Source organism: Rothia sp. P5766, from assembly GCF_048513555.1.
Lineage (GTDB): Bacteria > Actinomycetota > Actinomycetes > Actinomycetales > Micrococcaceae > Rothia.
Genome location: NZ_JBLXXS010000008.1, coordinates 1 through 19,091, shown reverse-complemented (window position 1 = coordinate 19,091; position 19,091 = coordinate 1). Strand labels below are relative to the sequence as shown.

General features: G+C 56.2%; 15 protein-coding genes. 8 read left to right on the top strand and 7 right to left on the bottom strand.

All coding sequences use genetic code 11. The annotated features are described in order from the left end of the window. Positions 1–647: 647 nt before the first annotated feature. A complete protein-coding gene (locus tag ACN08V_RS05460; protein WP_419104821.1) occupies positions 648–1,181 on the top strand; it encodes a Fur family transcriptional regulator in 534 nt (177 codons plus the stop codon). Between the two features lie 80 nt (positions 1,182–1,261). Next, complete coding sequence (locus ACN08V_RS05455) at positions 1,262–2,728, top strand: catalase (RefSeq protein ID WP_419099227.1); 1,467 nt, start codon at positions 1,262–1,264, stop codon at positions 2,726–2,728. Between the two features lie 128 nt (positions 2,729–2,856). Here ACN08V_RS05455 and ACN08V_RS05450 read toward each other — a convergent pair whose 3' ends face one another. Both ACN08V_RS05450 and ACN08V_RS05445 read right to left on the bottom strand, forming a co-directional pair. After that, positions 2,857–5,310, bottom strand: a complete 2,454-nt coding sequence (locus tag ACN08V_RS05450; RefSeq protein ID WP_419104820.1) for an MMPL family transporter — start codon at positions 5,308–5,310, stop codon at positions 2,857–2,859. A 34-nt stretch (positions 5,311–5,344) separates the two neighbouring features. Further along, the gene (locus tag ACN08V_RS05445) at positions 5,345–6,649 is read right to left on the bottom strand and encodes an SseB family protein (protein ID WP_419104819.1); all 1,305 of its coding nucleotides are present in this window, start codon (positions 6,647–6,649) and stop codon (positions 5,345–5,347) included. Between the two features lie 347 nt (positions 6,650–6,996). On the opposite strand from ACN08V_RS05445, the gene ACN08V_RS05440 reads away from it, so the two are divergent. Together ACN08V_RS05440 and rarD are read left to right on the top strand one after the other, a co-directional pair. Continuing rightward, entirely contained in the window at positions 6,997–8,301 is a 1,305-nt protein-coding gene (locus tag ACN08V_RS05440; RefSeq protein WP_419104818.1) for a DUF6882 domain-containing protein, read from the top strand. Positions 8,302–8,475: 174 nt separating this feature from the next. Further along, the gene (gene rarD / locus ACN08V_RS05435) at positions 8,476–9,372 is read left to right on the top strand and encodes an EamA family transporter RarD (RefSeq protein WP_419104817.1); all 897 of its coding nucleotides are present in this window, start codon (positions 8,476–8,478) and stop codon (positions 9,370–9,372) included. Positions 9,373–9,375: 3 nt separating this feature from the next. On the opposite strand, the gene ACN08V_RS05430 is transcribed toward rarD, so the two are convergent. From ACN08V_RS05430 to ACN08V_RS05420, 3 genes are all read right to left on the bottom strand, one after another. Beyond that, positions 9,376–10,140: an amino acid ABC transporter ATP-binding protein gene (locus ACN08V_RS05430; protein ID WP_419104816.1), complete on the bottom strand. Its 765-nt coding sequence runs from the start codon at positions 10,138–10,140 to the stop codon at positions 9,376–9,378. A gap of 29 nt (positions 10,141–10,169) precedes the next feature. Further along, positions 10,170–10,964 carry an amino acid ABC transporter permease gene (locus tag ACN08V_RS05425; RefSeq protein WP_419104815.1) on the bottom strand — a complete coding sequence of 265 codons (795 nt, stop codon included), beginning with the start codon at positions 10,962–10,964 and terminating at the stop codon, positions 10,170–10,172. 88 nt (positions 10,965–11,052) lie between these two features. Beyond that, a complete protein-coding gene (locus ACN08V_RS05420) occupies positions 11,053–11,823 on the bottom strand; it encodes an ABC transporter substrate-binding protein (RefSeq protein WP_419099220.1) in 771 nt (256 codons plus the stop codon). Between the two features lie 123 nt (positions 11,824–11,946). On the opposite strand from ACN08V_RS05420, the gene ACN08V_RS05415 reads away from it, so the two are divergent. The 4 genes from ACN08V_RS05415 to ACN08V_RS05400 all read left to right on the top strand — a co-directional run bounded on the left by ACN08V_RS05415 (position 11,947) and on the right by ACN08V_RS05400 (position 15,886). Then, a complete protein-coding gene (locus ACN08V_RS05415; protein ID WP_419104874.1) occupies positions 11,947–12,681 on the top strand; it encodes a demethylmenaquinone methyltransferase in 735 nt (244 codons plus the stop codon). Between the two features lie 117 nt (positions 12,682–12,798). Next, on the top strand, positions 12,799–13,821 hold the full coding sequence (locus ACN08V_RS05410; protein WP_419104873.1) for a polyprenyl synthetase family protein: 1,023 nt from the start codon (positions 12,799–12,801) through the stop codon (positions 13,819–13,821). Positions 13,822–14,123: 302 nt separating this feature from the next. Further along, positions 14,124–15,728: a sodium-dependent transporter gene (locus tag ACN08V_RS05405; protein WP_419104814.1), complete on the top strand. Its 1,605-nt coding sequence runs from the start codon at positions 14,124–14,126 to the stop codon at positions 15,726–15,728. Positions 15,729–15,730: 2 nt separating this feature from the next. Beyond that, on the top strand, positions 15,731–15,886 hold the full coding sequence (locus ACN08V_RS05400) for a methionine/alanine import family NSS transporter small subunit (protein ID WP_419099218.1): 156 nt from the start codon (positions 15,731–15,733) through the stop codon (positions 15,884–15,886). Between the two features lie 85 nt (positions 15,887–15,971). On the opposite strand, the gene menD is transcribed toward ACN08V_RS05400, so the two are convergent. Together menD and ACN08V_RS05390 are read right to left on the bottom strand one after the other, a co-directional pair. Next, positions 15,972–17,648 carry a 2-succinyl-5-enolpyruvyl-6-hydroxy-3-cyclohexene-1-carboxylic-acid synthase gene (gene menD, locus ACN08V_RS05395; protein ID WP_419104813.1) on the bottom strand — a complete coding sequence of 559 codons (1,677 nt, stop codon included), beginning with the start codon at positions 17,646–17,648 and terminating at the stop codon, positions 15,972–15,974. A gap of 29 nt (positions 17,649–17,677) precedes the next feature. After that, the gene (locus ACN08V_RS05390; RefSeq protein WP_419104812.1) at positions 17,678–18,718 is read right to left on the bottom strand and encodes an o-succinylbenzoate synthase; all 1,041 of its coding nucleotides are present in this window, start codon (positions 18,716–18,718) and stop codon (positions 17,678–17,680) included. Between the last annotated feature and the right edge of the window lie 373 nt (positions 18,719–19,091).

Below are 19,091 nucleotides of genomic sequence, written 5' to 3'. Positions count from 1 at the left end.
AAACACTATGATTCCAGTCACCAGCAAACCAAGACACCATGCGACCCTCATGATGTTTTCCGTGTACAGAACCCGCGAACGGCCCTGTACACGGTAAATGCTTGCGCAGCATGCAGGATCGCTTCATTATCTGGTTCCAGCAGCAGCGACCCGGCACCCGGTGACAGCACAATGCTTTAGCGCTGGCTATCAAGGGTCCCTAACCTTGATAGCCAGCGATTGCACTCGCTCAATCCCCACGATTGATGAGCGCCCATTATTCCCTTATGCCTGGCAAGGCTTCCCATAGCGCCGCCAGGTTCTTGCTATCCTCAAGCCCCAGACAGCTTGTAGGTAACAGCCGATGATTTTCACCATCACTTATTAAGAGCGGTTTCCACTTGTTTCATGACGCGAAATTTAAAAAAGTTTGAAAAATTTTTTACCGTCAACCAAAAATCTATCGCGGCGCTCCTGGCACCACAAAACTTTCTTCAATAACTTTTCTCGCCAGAACGATTCCAGAGCATATCCGCCAAGAGGTCTAGCAGCAAAACCTTTCAAGCACCCCCGCCGGGAAGAGGTAGACCTGATCTACCACACAGTCAGACTCTATTGTGAAAGATTCATAATAAGGGTAGGATGGTGACATGATGTCAACAAGGAGCATGCCTGCCACCGCAGGCTGCCAGCACATGCCAGAAGCCCCGAAAGCACCAGCTAGCTCCCACAGGGAAACCTGGTCAGCTCAGCTCAGGGCCAAGGGGCGTCGCGTCACAAAGCAACGACTCGCTGTTCTGAGCGCAGTTCACGAAAACCCGCACTCCACAGCCGATGCAATTGTTACAGCAGTGCGCCAAGAGCTAGCCGGTATCACAGTCCAGTCGGTCTACGTGGTCCTAGCTGATCTAACTGACATCAAAATGCTCCGTAAATTTGAGCCTCCAGGGTCAGCAGGGCTCTACGAAACCCGTACCGGAGATAATCACCACCATGCCTACTGCATCCGCTGCGGAAAAGTGGAGGATGTAGACTGCGCGGTTGGTGAGGCCCCCTGCCTGACCCCCAGCGATTTTCACGGCATGGCCCTGCTCAGCGCAGACGTTCTCTACCGAGGCATTTGCACCGACTGCCAGAAGCCAGAAGAAAAAGATGTAGCGCTCGCTCAGCAACAGGCTGCACAAGAACTCACCGTTAGCTAGCGCTCACAGCTCCGGTCGTTTCCCTCACCTCTCACGGTGAAGAGCTCCAGAGCATAACCCCACACAGGAAAGTAGGAGAAATGAACAATCCGATTAAGCCCGGTTCATTTACCACCACCGCTCAAGGTGCACCCGTTGCATCAGACAACGATTCACTGACTGTAGGCAACGATGGTCCCATCGTCCTGCACGATGCCTACACCGTTGAAAAGCTCGCTCAGTTCAACCGCGAACGCGTACCCGAGCGTGTCGTTCACGCTAAGGGCACCGGTGCCTTCGGTGTATTCGAAACCACCGAGGATGTCTCACAGTACACCCGCGCAGCGCTCTTCCAGCCCGGTGTTTCTACCGAAATGGCTATCCGCTTCTCAACCGTTGCCGGTGAACAGGGGTCACCTGACACCTGGCGTGACCCCCGCGGCTTCGCCATCAAGTTCTACACCACCGAGGGTAACTACGACCTCGTAGGTAACAACACCCCGGTCTTCTTCATTCGTGATGCCATCAAGTTCCCCGACTTCATTCACTCACAGAAGCGTATGCCCGGCAGCGGCCTGCGTGACAACGACATGCAGTGGGACTTCTGGAGCCTGCGCACCGAATCAGCTCACCAGGTCACCTGGCTGATGGGTGACCGCGGCATCCCCGCCACCCTGCGCCACATGGATGGCTTCGGCTCACACACCTACCAGTGGATCAATGCCGAAGGCGAGCGTTTCTGGGTCAAGTACCACTTCAAGACTGACCAGGGCAACGACTTCCTCACCCAGGAAGAAGCAAACCGCATTGCAGGCGAGAACGCTGATTACCACCGTCAGGACCTACACGACGCTATCGCACGTGGCGAGTTCCCCTCATGGACCCTTTACGTCCAGGTCATGCCCTACGAAGATGCAAAGACCTACCGCTTTAACCCCTTCGACCTGACCAAGGTATGGCCGCATGCCGACTACCCCCTGATCAAGGTCGGCAAGATGACTCTGAACAAGAACCCCGAGAACTTCTTTGCCCAGGTTGAGCAGGCTGCCTTCTCACCCTCCAACTTTGTTCCCGGTATCGGCCCCTCCCCCGACAAGATGCTCCTGGGTCGTATCTTCTCCTACCCCGATGCACACCGCTACCGCGTAGGCACCAACTTCGCGGACCTTCCGGTTAACTACGCTCGGAATGCAGAAGTAAACAACTACAGCCAGGACGGCGCTATGCGCTACTCCTTCAAGACTGCAGATACCCCGGTCTACGCACCCAACAGCCTGGGCGGCCCCCACGCTGATCCTGCACGCGCCGGTGAGGGCTCCTGGGAAGCCGATGGCGCGCTGGTTCACGCCGCTGCCACCCTGCACGCAGAAGACGACGACTTCGGCCAGGCTCGTACCCTGTACACCGATGTTATGGACGAGGCCGCTCAGGAACGTCTGGTCTCCAACATCGCGGGCCATGTTGGTGCTGTGAAGTCAGATGAGATCCGTGAACGTGCATTCAAGTACTGGGACTCTGTCCATGAGGAACTCGGTGCTCGTGTACGCCAAGCAGTAGCAGGTAAGTAGCCTGCCAGGTAGCTACCTTGCTTAGCCAGGTAGCTGCCCCATAATAAACCGCCCTGCGGTGTCCTCTTGGATACTGCAGGGCGGTTTTCATGTTTGAAAGTACCTAAGCTTTAGCGCTGAAGCCGCACTTAGGCGATGTGCTTGGGTGCGTCCTCGGTCTTGCGGTTCTTCTTCTCGAAAGGCCACCACCAGGCGACATCCCCCAGCAGGTACATGGTTGCAGGAATAAAGGTGGTCCGAATCAAGAAAGCATCCATAGCCACGCCCAGGGCCAAGGCAAAACCGATAGGCCGCACAGCTGTCAGGTGTGAGAAGACGAAACTGGCGAAAACCGCGACCATAATGACACCGCAGGCAGTCACAACCCCGCCACCCTGCTTGTAGCCGATGGCGACAGCATCCAGAGCAGTATGGCCCTTACGGTAAGCATCACGCATGCCGGAGACAATGAAGATTTGGTAATCCACGGAGAGACCAAACAGAATACCGATGAGCAGGATGGGCAGGAAAGCCAAAATCGGACCCGGCTGGGTTACCCCAAAGAGGTCACCCATCCAGCCCCACTGGTAGACGGCAACGACAGCGCCAAAGGAGGCCAGGGTTGAGAGCAAGAATCCGATGGTTGCCATGACAGGAACAATAATTGACCGGAAGACAAGGGCCATCAAGATCAGACAGAGCAGAATAACGACAGAGAGATAGAGTGGAATTGAAGTAGAAATCTGCTCAGAAATCTCGATGTTAGCTACAGTCTGCCCGGTTAAGCCAATACTGGTTGCCGTGGCTTTCTCCGCAGGCTCAACCTTATCGAGCATTGCGTGCACAGCATCCTGGGTGCTCTGGGCTGAGGGGCCTTCCTTGGGGAAGAATGCCAAAACTGCGGTGGCGTTGTCTTCGCTCATCCCTACGATAGCGACACTTTCGATGTCCTTGTTATTAAGCTTGCCGGCAACGTTCAAGGCAACTAGGCGCAGGTGTTCCTGGTCACCCGGAACGGAAAGGGTGACACCGGCAAGGATAGGCCCGTTAAAACCCTCACCGAACTTGTCACTAATGGTCTGGTAGGCGCGGTAGGAAGTTGAGTCGCTAGCCTGGTAGGAACCGTCGGGCAGACCAAGTCGAAGTGAACTGGTCGGGATAATGGCAAGAATCAAAATCGCAACTGATACCAGTGTCATGGTAATAGGATGGCGGGTTACAAAACCACCCCACCCCTTATAGGCAGCCTCAATTTCAGCGAATGCTTCACGGCGGTTACGTGGCTTGTGAGTTTTGTCTGAGATCCGGTGCAGGTCCTTGCGGCGCTCTTCCTGCTGCTTCTTGGTCAAAACCTTGGTGCCCAAGAGAGAAAGAACCGCAGGGACCAGAGTCAAGGACGAAGCAACAACCAGCGCAACAGAGAAAGCACCCGCAAAGCCCATGACGGCCAAGAATGGTAGACCGGTCAAAAAGAGAGCAGAGAGTGCAACGATATTGGTCATACCCGCAAAGAGGACAGAATGACCTGCCGTTGAATTAGCTATTGCAACAGCCTCCCGAACATCGACTCCGTCCATAAGTTCTTCACGGAAACGATGAAGAATCAGCAGAGCATAGTCAATGCCAATCCCTAGCCCCAGCATCAAAGCTAGAACCGGGTCGGTAGCGGTCATGCCGATAAAAGCGGTACTGGTGTAGACCAGGGCAACTGCGGTACCCGCCCCGATAAGTGCCAGAATAAGAGGCAGACCGGCTGCCACAACTGTACCGAGAGTAATCAGCAGAACGACGAATGCCACCGCTAGACCAATCGCTTCCGAGGCACCAAAAACTTTAGAAACGTCCTGGTCAAGCTCGTAGCTGTAGTTGACAGTAATGCCCTTGTCTTCAAGCGCCTTGAATGTTTCAAAAACCTTCTGACGGACTTCCGGAGTCAACGAGTTAGTGTCCTTGTTAAAAGCAACACTGACAATTGCTACGGTTCCGTCTTGGCTGACAAGGTTGGCCTCGGCCATGGCATCAAGTTCACGCTGACCGGTATCTACTTTAAGTTTGTTGGCCCTTAAGGTGATACGGGCCTGTTTCAGGCTTTCTTCCTGTGCAAGGAGGTCTGGGGCAAGCTCTTTGAGCTCTTCCTGGCTGATATCTGTAGGTAGAGCGGCCCGAGCTTGATCGACCTTAGCCTGGCCTTGGCTAATCTGAGCCTGAAGCTGATCTAGCTGAGCTTTTGAGTTTTCAAGGGTAGTAGTTGCCTGGGCGATAGCGTCTGCCGCCTCAAAGGGATTAACGGAACCTGCAACGTCCTCAACCTGGTGGGAAGTATCGACCGCCTGTGCGATGGCCTGCTTCTGCTCATCGGTGAAACCGCCAGCTGACTCAAGCACAACGTAACCACTAGAGACACCGTTATCAGGGAGCTTAGTCTGAAGGTCCGCACGGACAGCATCGAACGATGCTCCGGGCATGGTATAGCTGGCTGTTGCACCCCGAGCTAAAGTCAGGGCACCAGCTCCAGCGATCACGAAGAGCACCAGCCACAGTGCAATGGCTGCGCGAGCATGGTTGGCTACGGTGTGGCCAATTTGGCGCAGTGCACCGGTCATTGGAGATACTCCTGGTGTGTATGACTAGTTTGGTTTACTGCGATTCTACTACTGAAATAAGCTCGCAAATTTGAGTCATAGGCAAGGTAGCGTGCGGAGCAAGGGCGTTAATGCGCACAGCTGTACTAGCACCAGCAGCCAATAATTTGAGCATGTCAAGGGCCGGGGCACTTCGCACCTGCAAGGAGGGATCAAGCGCAGCAATCTCTGCAACAGTGGTAAAAACCAGTGCAACAGACTGGTCCTCAGAATCCTCATTTTTGAGGATGACTGGGCGACCTGCTGGATCATCGGCACGGACACCCATCAGGAGCGTGGAAGCCGGAGCAACCAGGGCAAGGAGCAGGTCGTGCATGTTCCCCTCCATAAGCGCCCGCTGTACTGGCATATTGTGGGGCGAACCGACGACCCACTGAATCTGAGATTTTTCTATGAAACACTCGTGTCTACTACCGGGGTCAAGTACCAGGACGTCAATTGACGCATCGTGGGCTACCTGTAAAAACACTTTCATAGCGTGCTCGGTAGTCAAACGCGGTATATCTAGACCGAGGACATCCACGGAATATTCGCAGGCCCGTTCCTCCGAGGAATAAGCTGTGAGCGCACGCATGCCATTCGACAGGCGGAGAACCTGATAGCTGGTCTGGAGCTGGCCTTCGGAGTTATCGACGCTCTGGGAGATGTCCATGACCAGGTTACCGCCCTGGGCAGAACGCACAACATTGGCAAGGGCCTGGTCACTCCGGTCCTGGGAAAAGGCCTCAAGGGCCTCCACCAGGTAGGTGTTGGCGGTCTTTGCAGGCTGCGCCTTGGCCGTATCATCCTTAAAACCAGGAGCGCGACGACCTGCCAGGCGTGTGGCGGCCCAGTCCGGGATATGCTCATCCGCACGCGGGAAGGTTTCAAAATGAGTGCGGATATCGCGACCGGTCAGGCCCCCCTCGCCCTTCCAGTCAACAGGCTCCTGAAGGCGGTCATAGGACGCACCAATCTGGTATTTTGGCTCGGGCCAGTCGCTTGCGGTGATGACCACAGAAGCAGTGAACCAGGTTCCCTCATCCTCTGCATAGCAAGCATGCTGTAGCTGTTCAATAGCCTCAAGGATTGGGCTATCAGATTTAAGCGGGCCCACGCTTCCCAGGTAATCGTCTTCATCGCGAGATTCAGTGATTCTCACAAAGACGGTCTCTGAGAGTGGCTTAATATCTAGGACCAGCTCATTCCAACCGGGCTCTACGGACACTACCCCCAGCATCCAGCTCCCAATTGAGTTAAGAGCATCTTGAACCATGGTGGGGCGTTCAATCTCTGCGTATCTGGGACTATAGTGCGACATGAAATTCCTGAATTGTTTGGGACGAATACCTCCACACCCGTTGGTGCCATATGGGAAGAGGCTTACCAATACCTACCAATACCTATCAATACCTATTAAAGCAAGAATTCTTGCACTTGATATGCGTGTTCCTTGTGTTTGGTCAAGTTATTTGCGACTACCCTGTCTAAAAAACATGTGGCAACCGTAATATTTATTTTTAGCCGCACGCCCCCTGAATTTGTGTCTTTCTTGCTCACGGAAGAGGGAAGGAACCAAGTGGGTAGAACCTGGTAAAAGATAGAAAATACAGGTCCCCACGGGTATAAAAGGTGCGTGAGCACCCCAAGAGTTGCTAGCCTTAACCCATGACTAAAACACTGCAGGATCTGATTGATGATTCGATCTTCATCTCCACCGAGTACCAGGCCCGTCTCGCTGAGATCAGCGGCGACGCAGAATGGACGGTGGATTTCTCTGCGCCGTCATTCACCCTCCAGTCTGATGCTTCCGTACGTCTCACCCCTTACCTGTTGGGCACTGAGTCTGAGAACCGCGGTTCCTGGATTTGGTCCTGGCAAGAACTCGGTCACTTCCCTGACCGCGTTGTTTCGGCAGCAATCCAGGCGCGTGAAGGCGGGGCACAGCACACCATTACGGAACTCACCACCGATGAGCTCCCCCTGGACTCCGGCCTAGCGCGCAAGCTCACCCTCGCAACCAAGGCACTGACCGGCATCTATGCCCACTACCCCGTCACAGCTGGGGCAGGTGTCCGTGCATGGGTCCTTCTCGAAGGCTCTCAGCTTGACCTGGATGCCCCCACCGTTAACCGCATGGGTCAGGTCATGGCTCAGGCCCTGCAGACCGGCACCGCTGTTAACCACTTGCGCGCTGTTGACTCCTATGCCAAGCTCCGCGGCGCACATATCGCCTGGGACACCGAAGCAACCGCTGTCATCACTGCGGCAGACGGTGCGCTACGTCTTTGGTTCGATAAGGGCAAGATTTCGGGCATTGAGGCAGCCGAGCCCCAGGTCGGGGCCGATGAGCTAGCCCGTCTTGCCAGTCAAGCTCGTGATCTGCGTGAACAGCTCGAAGCAGAACGCCAGGGTATTGAAACCCTCGCCGCGCGTGAGGCCGCAGCTCAAATGGCCCAACGAGAAGAAGCCGCCCGTCTAGCCGCTGAGGAAGCAGCACAAGCAGAAGCGCAAGCTGAAGCGCAGGCAGGTTCCGAGCAGGAAGAGGCTACCGCAGCCGAGCCTCAGACCTTTACGGAAGCTCCTACCCAGGAATCCGTGGCAGAACAGAGTGCCCTCGAAGATGAAGTCGAAGGTACTATCACCACAGACCGTGTCTACCCCAATGCGGACCAGCCCTATGACCAGGACCCTGCCGAAGATGTACGCCCGGGCCGTGTTACCACCAGCACTATTGCTGAAGAGAACATTGTGCAGGACCAGCCTGCCGCCCCTGTGCAGAGCGCCGAAGAGCCTGACGAAGCCCAGCAGGCGCCCACGGGTTACGAGTCAGCTGAAGACACCCGTGATGCACGGGAGATTCGTTTGGCAGGTCAGGCACCTGACCTTGAGGCCGAACGCGCTGAGGCCTCTAAGAAGCCCCAGCCCAAGGAAGATAAGAAGGGCTTCTTTAGCCGCTTCTTCGGTCTGTAAGACCAAGATACCCCTGCTCTAGGGGCTGTCTCTGGCGGTGGCTCCCCCTATAGGTGGGGGCCACCGCCTTTTCTATGGTGAGCATTCGCCCAAGGAGCTAGAACTCCCCCGCCCATAGAAAGCACTGACCTATACTTGCAGGGACCTAATGAATCAGCACAGAAAGAAAAACAGGTGCCTACTAACCAGAGAAACTCGGGTATTCTTGCAGCTTTCCTCTGCTACCTTATCTGGGGCCTCTTCCCCCTCTATTTCCTGCTAACGGTACCGGCTAGCCCCCTCGAAATTGTGGCTGAGCGGGTGCTCTTCACCCTGCTTTTCTGTGCTTTCCTGATACCGGCAACCCGTCAGGTTCAATCACTCATGGCAGTACTTAAGCGCCCCAGAAAGCTCCTTGTGCTCGGGGCCGCAGGCCTACTCATTTTCTGTAATTGGCTGCTCTACGTTATCGCCACAACAAGCCACAATGTGATGGAAGCGTCACTGGGCTACTACATCAACCCCATTGTTTCGGTAGCGCTCGGCGTTCTCTTCCTGGGTGAAAAACTCCGCCCACTCCAGTGGGCTGGTATCGCGGTAGCTGCCTTAGCAGTGCTTGTCATGTGTTTCTTTTACGGCTCAATCCCTTGGTTGGGCCTGGGCCTGGCTTTCAGCTTTGGCCTCTACGGTCTGCTCAAAAAGTACGCTGGAGCTGTCCCCGCCGTCGTGTCGCTGAGCGTAGAGACCCTGGTTCTTGCACCCATGGCAGCTGTCCTACTTGCTCACTTTGCCCGCCGAGGTGATCTTACTCTGTTTGCTGAGGGTCAGGCTCACTTTTGGATTCTGGCTGCCTCGGGTCTAGTCACAGCGGTTCCGCTCCTGCTCTTTGCGAGCGCGGCCTCGCGGGTTCCGCTGTCCCTGATCGGCATGATTCAGTACCTCACCCCGACCATGCAGTTCCTGCTGGCTCTCTTTGTTACCCATGAGACCCTCACCGCTGGCAGGTGGGTAGGTTTTGGCCTGATTTGGGTAGCCGCAGTTTTCTTTATAGCCGACTCGTGGAGAGCCCAGAAACCACGGTTAAGGACCTAGCGTCTACGATTGCTGGGTGGGGTTCAGCACACGTGAGAGGAAGAGCTGGGTGCGCTCCTGTTGGGGGTTGCCGATGACCTGTTCAGCGGGGCCTTCCTCTACCACAAGGCCGCCGTCCATGAAGACCACGCGGTCAGCCACATCACGGGCAAAAGCCATCTCATGGGTTACGACCACCATGGTCATGCCCTCGGTAGCCAGCTGGCGCATGATACCCAGAACATCACCTACCGTCTCGGGGTCCAAAGCACTGGTGGGCTCATCAAAGAGCATGAGCTGGGGGTTCATAGAGAGGGCACGAGCGATAGCTACGCGCTGTTGCTGACCTCCAGAAAGCTGATCCGGGTGCCGCTGAGCCTTATCGGCCAGCCCCACCTTCTGCAGGTTAGCCATGGCAATTTTCTGGGCCTCGGCCTGGGAACGTTTGAGCACCTTAATCTGCGCTACCGTACAGTTTTGGAGTACGGTCAGGTGCGGGAAGAGGTTGAACTGCTGGAAGACCATGCCCACAGAGCGGCGCATAGCATCGACATCGACGTCGGGGTGGGTCACCGCATGCCCTGCTACCTCAATAGTTCCGCTGTTAGGTGTCTCCAGCAGGTTGACGCACCGCAGAAGAGTTGATTTGCCCGAGCCGGAGGGGCCAATCAGGCAGACAACTTGGCCGGGAGCTACGGACATATTGATGCCTTTGAGGACTTCCACCTCACCGTAGGATTTATGCAGGTCGGTAATGCTAACTGAGGCGGGTACAGGATTTTCGGTCATGGCTGTATTCCTTGAAACGGTAGTGGCGGTTACGTGCGGGAGCGGGCCTGGGCACGCTTCTCGAAGTGGCGGGCAAGGAAACCGAGCGGGACAGTGATAATCAGGTAGCAGACACCGGCAAGAACCAGCGGGGTCAGCCCGGCACCGGAGCCGGAAATTCCTTCGCGACCAAATTTGGTGAGCTCATACTGGGCAACAGACATACCGAGTAGGTAGACCAGCGATGAGTCCTTGGTCAGCAAGATAATCTCGTTGGTCAGCGGGGGCAGAACGATCCGGAAAGCCTGGGGAATAATAACGGTCACCATGGCGCGGGTATGGCTCATACCCAGTGATCGTGCGGCCTCATACTGGCCCTTGGGCACAGCCTCAAGACCGGCCCGCAAAACTTCACCGATGTAGGCCGCAGCTACCATACCCAGGGCAAGCATCACGGTCACATAGTTGTTCAGGCGTAGCCCAAAGGCCAGCGGAATACCGTAGCCAAAGGCGATAAAGACAAGAAGCGCGGGCAGGCCGCGGAAAAGCTCAATGTAAAGCGAAGAAATCCACCGGTAGGGTGCGATAGAAGAAATCTTCATGAGGGCAAGCAGAATACCGCCTGACAGACCCACCACAAAACCCAAAGCCGTGTAAATCAAGGTGTTCTTCAGGGCAACAGTGATGATGTTGGGGAACTGCTTGGCGATGATTTCAGGGTTAAAGACCTTCTCACGCAGGGTTGCCCAGTCGGCAACAAGAACAATGATCAGGGCGATCACTGCCAGAAGAGCATACTGGGAGTAGCGGGCATAGGTCTGTTTCTGCCGGGTAGACAGTGCCATGGTTCTCATCCTCGGTTACGTGCTGGGGGCAGGCTCCTCTGAGCCCACCCCCGGTTTCTTAGAAGGTAGCTACCGCAAAAGCGGCTACTTACTGGGAAAGACCCAGGTACTTTTCCCGCAAGTCAGCTAGGCGGCCGTCGTCTTGCATCTTCTTCAGAGTCGCATTGGCAGAGTCCAGCAGTGCAGTGTTTTCGGTGGAGACAGCGGCAGCAATCTTTTCGTTGGTCTCAATCTCCTGAGCTACTTTGAGGCTGCTATCTGCGGTCAGCATTTCAGACAGAACAGTAATGTTACCGACCACGGCATCGACCTGGCCGGTCTGCAGGGCCTGAAGGAGCAGACCGTTGTCCTCATACTGGACGGTGTCAGCGCCGGCGTCCTTGGCGTACTTTTCACCGCTGGTGGCCTGCTGGACGCCGACCTTACGGCCTGACAGGTCAGCTTCACCGGTGATAGAAGAATCGGCGGGCACCAGGATTGCTAGATTGTCATCGACGTACGAGGAGGTGAAGTTCATGACGGTTTTGCGCTCATCGGTCACAGTGATACCGGAAAGCGCGATATCGCACTGACCGGAGGAGAGCGCAACACCTGACTGGATCCCCTCGAAGCTGGTGGTGTACATTTCGGCTTCTACAGCCAGGTCTGAGGCGATAGCGGCGGCAATGTCAGCGTCAAGACCAACAATTTTGCCGTTTTCTTCGTACTCGAAGGGGGCGTAGGGAGGGTTAGTGCAGACGGTGAGTTTACCCTCAGAGATCAGGGATACCCCGGACTCAGTTGTGGCGGAAGTACCTGATGAGCCACAGGCGGTTAGGAGCAGGGCAGTAGCGGCAAGTGCCAAGGGCGCCTTCTTCATGGTTGGTTACCTCATTCATACGGTGTGTAAGTGGGTTAGCGTTGAAGTTCATTCTGCCCCCGAATGATTAAAAATGCAAACATCTGCATGATTATTCATAATGGTGTTTCATCGCTCACCAATATGAGCTTTTGCCCTAAACGTGACAAAATAGCTAGGGTGAACCGAGCAGACCTTAACAAAAAGACCACCGATATCGCCTCCATGTTCGACCAGGTGGCTGAACGCTACGACCTCATGAACGGCATTATGTCACTGGGGCAGCACCTCTACTGGCGTAAGCAGACCGTGGCCGCTGTCCATGCCCGCCCCGGCCAGAAAGTCCTCGACGTAGCCGCAGGTACCGGCACCTCATCTGAGCCTTTTGCCGATGCCGGCGTAACCGTCATTGCCGCCGACCTTTCCGAAGGCATGCTCGCCGTAGGCAGGCGCCGCCGCCCCGACATCGAATTCGTGCAGGCTGATGTCACGGCCCTCCCCTTTACTGATAACGAGTTTGACGCCGTCACCATGTCTTACGGTCTACGCAACGTCGCCGACTACCCCAAAGCACTGCGGGAACTCTACCGAGTCACCAAACCCGGCGGTCGAATCGTCATCAACGAATTCTCCACCCCCACCTTCGGCCCCTTCCGCACCCTTTACCGGAACTACATCATGAAACTGATTCCGCCCATCGCGCGCAAGGTATCCTCCAACCCCGAAAGCTACGAATACCTAGCAGAGTCAATTCTGGCCTGGCCCAACCAGGACGAACTGGCCCGCCACTTTGCCGAAGCCGGTTGGCAGGATGTTCGCTACCGCAACCTCACCGGCGGTATCGTCGCTCTACACCGTGCATACAAGCCCCAAGCCTAGACCAGGTAGACTAATACCAGCCCGAGCACGGCCCCCGGCCGATAGTGTACGACCCAAGAAGTGTGAAAAATCATCGTGACTGACTCCACCAGCTCCCCCGTGAGCGCAGAAGCATTCATGCCAGAGGCTGATTTCAGTCTGCCTAAAGGCTTTGAACTCATCGCGCAGGACGCTGAACTGGGCCCCAAGATCCTTGAGGCTCTCACCGAAATTGAGCAGCGGCTTGAACGCTCGGTAAATCAGACAAACCACCTGGCAGATGTTGCTTCCCGCCACCTACTCTCCGCCGGCGGCAAGCGGATTCGCCCCCTCCTGACCCTTCTGGCAGCAGAAGCTGGCGGCGGCATCAACGACCGGGTACTGGATGCGGCCGTGGTTGTTGAACTAACGCACCTGGCTACCCTCTACCACGACGATGTCATGGACGATGCCCCCAAACGTCGCGGGGTAGACACCGCCCAGAATATCTGGGGTAACTCGGTAGCTATTCTGACCGGTGACCTCATTTTCTCCCGCGCTTCGCTCATAGTTTCCGAACTGGGTGGGCGCGCCCTAGCTGTTCAGGCTCAGACCTTTGAGCGCCTCGTGCTCGGCCAGCTCTTTGAAACCACCGGCCCCGAGAAACATGAGGATATCCTCAACCACTACATCAAGGTCATTGAGGGCAAGACCGGCTCCCTGATTGCCGCTGCAGGTTCCTACGGCACCATCCTTTCTGACTCCCCCGAGTCCCTTATCCAGATGCTGGCCCGCTACGGTGAACTGGTAGGCGTAGCCTTCCAGCTTGCCGACGATGTCATCGACGTAACCAGCTCGTGTAAGTCATCGGGCAAAACCCCGGGCACCGATTTGCGTGAAGGTGTACCAACCCTACCCACCATTCTGCTTGAACGGGCAGCATTAGCAGGTGACCAAGAAGCCCAGCGTATCCAGCAATTAATTGAGGGGGACCTTACCAGCGACGAGGCTCTAGCCCAGGCCGTAGCCGCGCTCTCAGCCCACCCGGTCACCCAAGAAGCCTGGGATATTGCCTACCGGTGGGCCGATGATGCAATCGCCGCTATCGAGCCGCTACCCGATACGGTTATTAAGGAAGCACTCAAGTCCTTTGCTCACGCCGTTGTGCACCGAGACTCCTAGAAGCTATACCGCGTCACGGTAAAATTTTATAAGCCCGGCTAAGATACATGGCCGGGCTTAATTTATAGCCCGAAAACTTCCACTATCTGAGATTTTTTCGCGCACTTGTCCGCTCTTCGAAGATACTACAAGAAAGATTAACAGGATTCTGCCAGGAGCCCACCCCGCTCCGAGGCCACCGCATCACCTCTTAGCGGATTCCTCATGAACCAGCCACCACCCCCGGCACCAGTGTTCACACCACCGGTTGCGCCTCTAGCAGGTGCAGTTTTAGTTTCTATCCATGAGCGAGGGACACTCACATGAGTACGACCAAGACCTCAGCGCCTCAAAAACGAGAAGGCTTCTCCAGCCGTAAGGTCTTTATCTTTGCCGCCATCGGTTCCGCCGTTGGCCTCGGTAACATCTGGCGCTTCCCCTACGTTGCCTACGATAACGGCGGCGGTGCCTTCATGATCCCCTACCTGGTTGCTCTGCTGACCGCAGGCCTACCCTTCCTCTTCTTCGACTACGTCATCGGCCACCGGGCACGTGCCTCCTCCCCCCTGGCTTTCCGCCGTCTGAACCGCAAGACTGAGTTCATCGGCTGGTGGCACATGGGCATCAACTTCATTATCGCTATCTACTACGCGGCGATTCTGGCATGGGCGGCCCGCTACCTGTTCTACTCCTTTGATCACGCCTGGGGTGATGACCCCCAGACCTTCCTCTTCTCTGAGGTCCTCCAGGTAGCTGACCCCGCCGGCCTCACCTTTGACTTCGTACCCGGGATCTTGATTCCCATTGTGGTGATTTGGGTCCTGCTCGCAGTCATTATGTCCTTGGGCGTGCAGAAAGGTGTCGGTCTGGCTAACCTCTTCTTTATCCCCGTCCTGATTATTATGTTTATCGTGCTAGTGGGCTACTCACTGACCCTCAATGGCGCTATGACCGGCCTGGACGCTCTCTTCACACCGGATTGGGGTGCCCTCACCAAGCCCGAAGTATGGGTTGCAGCTTACGGCCAGATCTTCTTCTCGCTCTCCATCGGCTTTGGCATCATGATTACCTACGCCTCCTACCTCAAGAACAAGACCGACCTGACCGGTACCGGTGCTGTCGTTGGTTTTGCTAACTCGTCTTTCGAACTCCTGGCAGGCATTGGCGTTTTCGCAGCCCTTGGTTTTATGGCAACCGCAGCTGGAACCTCAGTCTCTGAGGTGGCGACCTCCGGTATCGGCCTGGCTTTTATCGCCTTCCCTACCATCATCTCTCAGGCCCCCGGTGGTACCTTCATTGGTGTGCTCTTCTTCGGCTCCCTGCTCTTTGCAGGCTTTACCTCCATGATTTCAATTATCGAGGTTATTGTTGCGGGCGTTGAAGATAAGTTCAATCTGGGCCGTGTCCGCTCCACCCTGTTTGTGATTGCACCTATCGCTCTTATTTCAACGGTGCTGATGGCAACCACCTCGGGCCTCTACGTTCTGGATATTCTCGATAACTTTGTCAACCAGTTCGGTATTCTGGCAGCAGGCCTGGTCTCCATCATTGTAGTTGCCTACCTGCTCCGCGGCCTGCCCATTCTGCGCAATCACCTCAATGAGCGTTCCTCCTGGAAGATGGGTCGCCTGTGGATGCTACTGCTGGCAGTTATCACACCCATCATCTTGGGCTACTCACTGATCAACACCTTTATGGGTCTGATGAAGGAACCCTACGGTGGCTACCCTGACCAGATGCTCAATATCTTCGGCTGGGGCATGGTCATTGCTCTTCTTGTAGCAGCTGTCATCCTGTCGATGTTGCCTTGGTCGAAGACCTCGCGTGCGGCGCTCACTCCCCCTGCTCCCCCGATCTCCGGTGGCAAGGTTGTGCATGACCACGTTGATGCTACCGTCAAGAACGTAACCGCCCGGGGAGGTAAATAATTATGAGCTCATCAGCAATCATCATGCTCATTGTTGCTATCGCACTCATCTGGGGCGGGCTAGCTACCGCTCTGGTTCACCTGTCACGCCACCCCGATCAGTCGGGCACCGATGATGAACAGGCTGATACTTTAGCCCCCTGGGCCCACGAAGCCTAAGCTCCTGCTCACCCAGCGGTAGAAACAAATGCCGGGGTCCACACCAGTCAGTGTGGACCCCGGCTTTTCTCTGCTGTCTGAGCGGCTAGGGGGTAACGACCCGTAGACTAAACCCGTTATCTCCCCAGGCTCCGGCTAGCGCCTGCAGATTTGCGGTGTGTGGAGTCGTAAAAAACCGCTGAACGGTTGCAGTGTAGCGGGAATCTGCGGCAAGGGTCCCATGTTCCAGGGTAGAGAAAATACCGCCGCCCCGGTCATCGTAGACCAGCACCTCAACATCGGGCTTACGTTCCAAGGGGCCAATGTTAAGCGAGCCGACATCGTGCAGGAAGGTCAGGTCGCCCAAGAGCACACGCACCTTCCGCCCCAGCCCCAAAGAAATACCAGCAGCAACTGCCAGGGTGCCATCAATACCCGCTAACCCGCGTTGAGCAAAAACGAGTGGGCTCGAAGCCGCAGAGGGAGCAATCAGGTCTAGGTCTCGAATCAGATTAGAGGAACCTAAGACCAGAACGGCATCATCAGAAAGGCATTTCTCCCAGGTATCAAGGGCCGTAGAAAGAGCAGCTGTGCGGTCAGCCGAGTCGCTTAAATCCCCTCTATAGGTGCCTGCCCGGTAAGCTGCTACCCGCTGGTGGAGTTCTTCTTCCTGTATTTTGCCCTTTTCTAGCCAGCCCTCTAACCAGCCAGCGGGAGCTTGCCCAGCAAATTCTGCCAAACCCTGGAGGGTAGGTACCAGGTGCAGATCAAGGGCTCCAGGCTCATGCCAGGGTGCAGGAACCGGAGCATAAAGTGCTCTTTCAAGACCTGAATTGGCCATCAGGGCGGCAACAGGACGTGAGAGTGTGGGATGCCCAAAGATGACAGCCCGCTCGATGGAACCTGCCAGCTCTCCAGCTAGTAGCTGGCGGTAGGCGGGTACAGCAACCGGCGAGAACCTAGCCTGGGAGGACGGTTCGGCTAGAAGCGGTAGTCCCAATTTTTGAGCAAAAATTTGAGCCAGAGGCCCCGCCCCGTCCCCGGCGATCACAACGGTAGGGTAACTATATTCAGGCAGTTGGGCTGAACGGGGCCAGCTCAGGGCAGAAAGGTCTGGGTTTTCGGGGAGCAGCCGCACTCCCTGCTGTGCAAGCGGCACGAGGCTGTGCGCCCAACGCCGTAGCATCTCTTGCTCGGTAGGGCCTGGGGTGAGCGGAGTATCAAAGGCCAGGTTAATCTGCACCGGCCCACGGGGTTGGTCTGCTGGGAGATTCCAGTTACTTTCGCTCCGCCCGGTCAAGGCCGCTAGCGCCCGATTAAGGTCGCCGCTTTGGGGATCAGCAGGGTCAGCCGAATAGTTTTCCAGGGTGAGACTGGCACGCGTGTGGGCCGGTGCCAGCCCAGCTTGTCGGGTAGTTTGGTTGGCCCCTGTGCCCTGGAGGTGGGCGGGTCGATCCGCCGACAGTAGAGCAAGGGGGAGGCCCGAATGGTAGGCCTCCATGAGGGCGGGTAGGCACTCCCCTACCGCAGTACCACTGGTGGTTATTAGTCCCACAGGTTGACCGGTGGCCTTTGCTAAGCCCAGGGCCGTAAAGGCCGCTGAGCGTTCATCGATTCGCACATGGGCTTCAAGAACTCCGGCATCGGCTAGCGCCCCCACAGCATAGGCTAAAGGCGCAGAACGAGAACCTGGGCAGATAAGAACATGCCGCATACCTGAACGGATCAGGGTATCGAGCACGCTGATTGCGGTGATAAATGAGGGCGCTGGGGCGGAAGTCACCCCACCATCTTACTCACTTGTGCCAATACTTAGCTTGGGCTCTCTCTTTCCAAAAGTCGGTAGCAGGCAAAAATACGTTCATGCCACCAGCGCTGGCGATCCGGTGGTGCTAGAAGCTGATCGAGCAGACCGGCATCGGGTTCTACAGTAGGTAAGGGAAGATTACCGTTCACTGCCACGAGGGGGAAAGCAGAAACGTCCTGCTTGAACAGCGACACCGTCCCCAAACCGCAGCCAAAAGGTAGCTCCGGCAGGGCCGCCGCCAGAGCCGCCCCAGTACGAATGCCCACCGAACTTTCCAGGGCCGAAGAGACAACAACGGGTAGGCCTGCCCGGCGCACGATCTCCAGCGAACGGCGAACCCCACCCAGAGGAGCGGCCTTAATGACCAGCAGGTCTGCAGCTCCTAGTCGCGCTACAGTGAGCGGATCATCGGCTTTGCGGACCGCCTCATCGGCGGCAATCCGCACGCCATTTCCACGCCGTCGCAGTTCTTCTCTCACCCTGGCCAGACTCTCGATGCCGGGCGTTGGCTGCTCCGCGTACAGCAGGTCATAATCCTCCAGTTCCATGAGAGCGTGAACTGCCTGCGCCTCGGTCCACCCACCGTTTGCATCCACTTTTAGGCGCGCCTGGGGCAGAACCCGGCCAACCGCTTTCACCCGGTTAAGGTCTTGGGCTAGAGATTCTTCAAAGGCTAGGCCGGCTTCGGCCACCTTAATTTTGACCTCACGAACCTCCCCGCAATAGCGGGCCAGCACACTTTCAACAGCCTGAGCATCAACAGCAGGAACCGTAGCGTTGAGAGGGATACTATTTCGGCGGGCATCGGGGTAGGGCAACCAGGCAGCCTCAAGTGCAGAGGCAAGCCAGGCGGCAGCCTCAGCAGGTTCGTATTCCGTGAAGGGAGCGAACTCCCCCCAGCCCGCCGGTCCCTGAATCAGAGCGGTCTCACGGACCTCAAGCCCCCGGAACCTCACCTTCATAGGAAGGGCAAGGACCCTGGTGTTGGCTAAAATCTCATTGATCGGGGGCAGGGTCAAGGAGGTAAGCGGTAGCGATGCTGTCATAGGCTCTAATCTACTCCGAGCATTGGCTCCATGCTCCAACCCAGGACTGCTAAAATTTTGAGGGTTAGATTGCCACCCAAACCTTAGGCTTTCTCCCAGGAAAGTCCCATCTGAGTTTGGCAGAATGATATAGCGAGCTCAAGCTCGAGTACTCAATGAATTTATTTATTTGGACTCGTTTCAGTGTATTTTGCTTGATAGGCTCGTGAAGGTACCTAACAGGCGGCAGAAAGGTAGTTGGGGTTTACTGTGAGTTTTAAAGAGCGAGACACCCGGGCTATCTCAGGCGTCCCCGACGATGCTACCGAGGTGCTGGCTACTCCCACCGTAACCACCCGTCTGGTGCCCCAGCCAGAGGGCCAAGACCCCACTA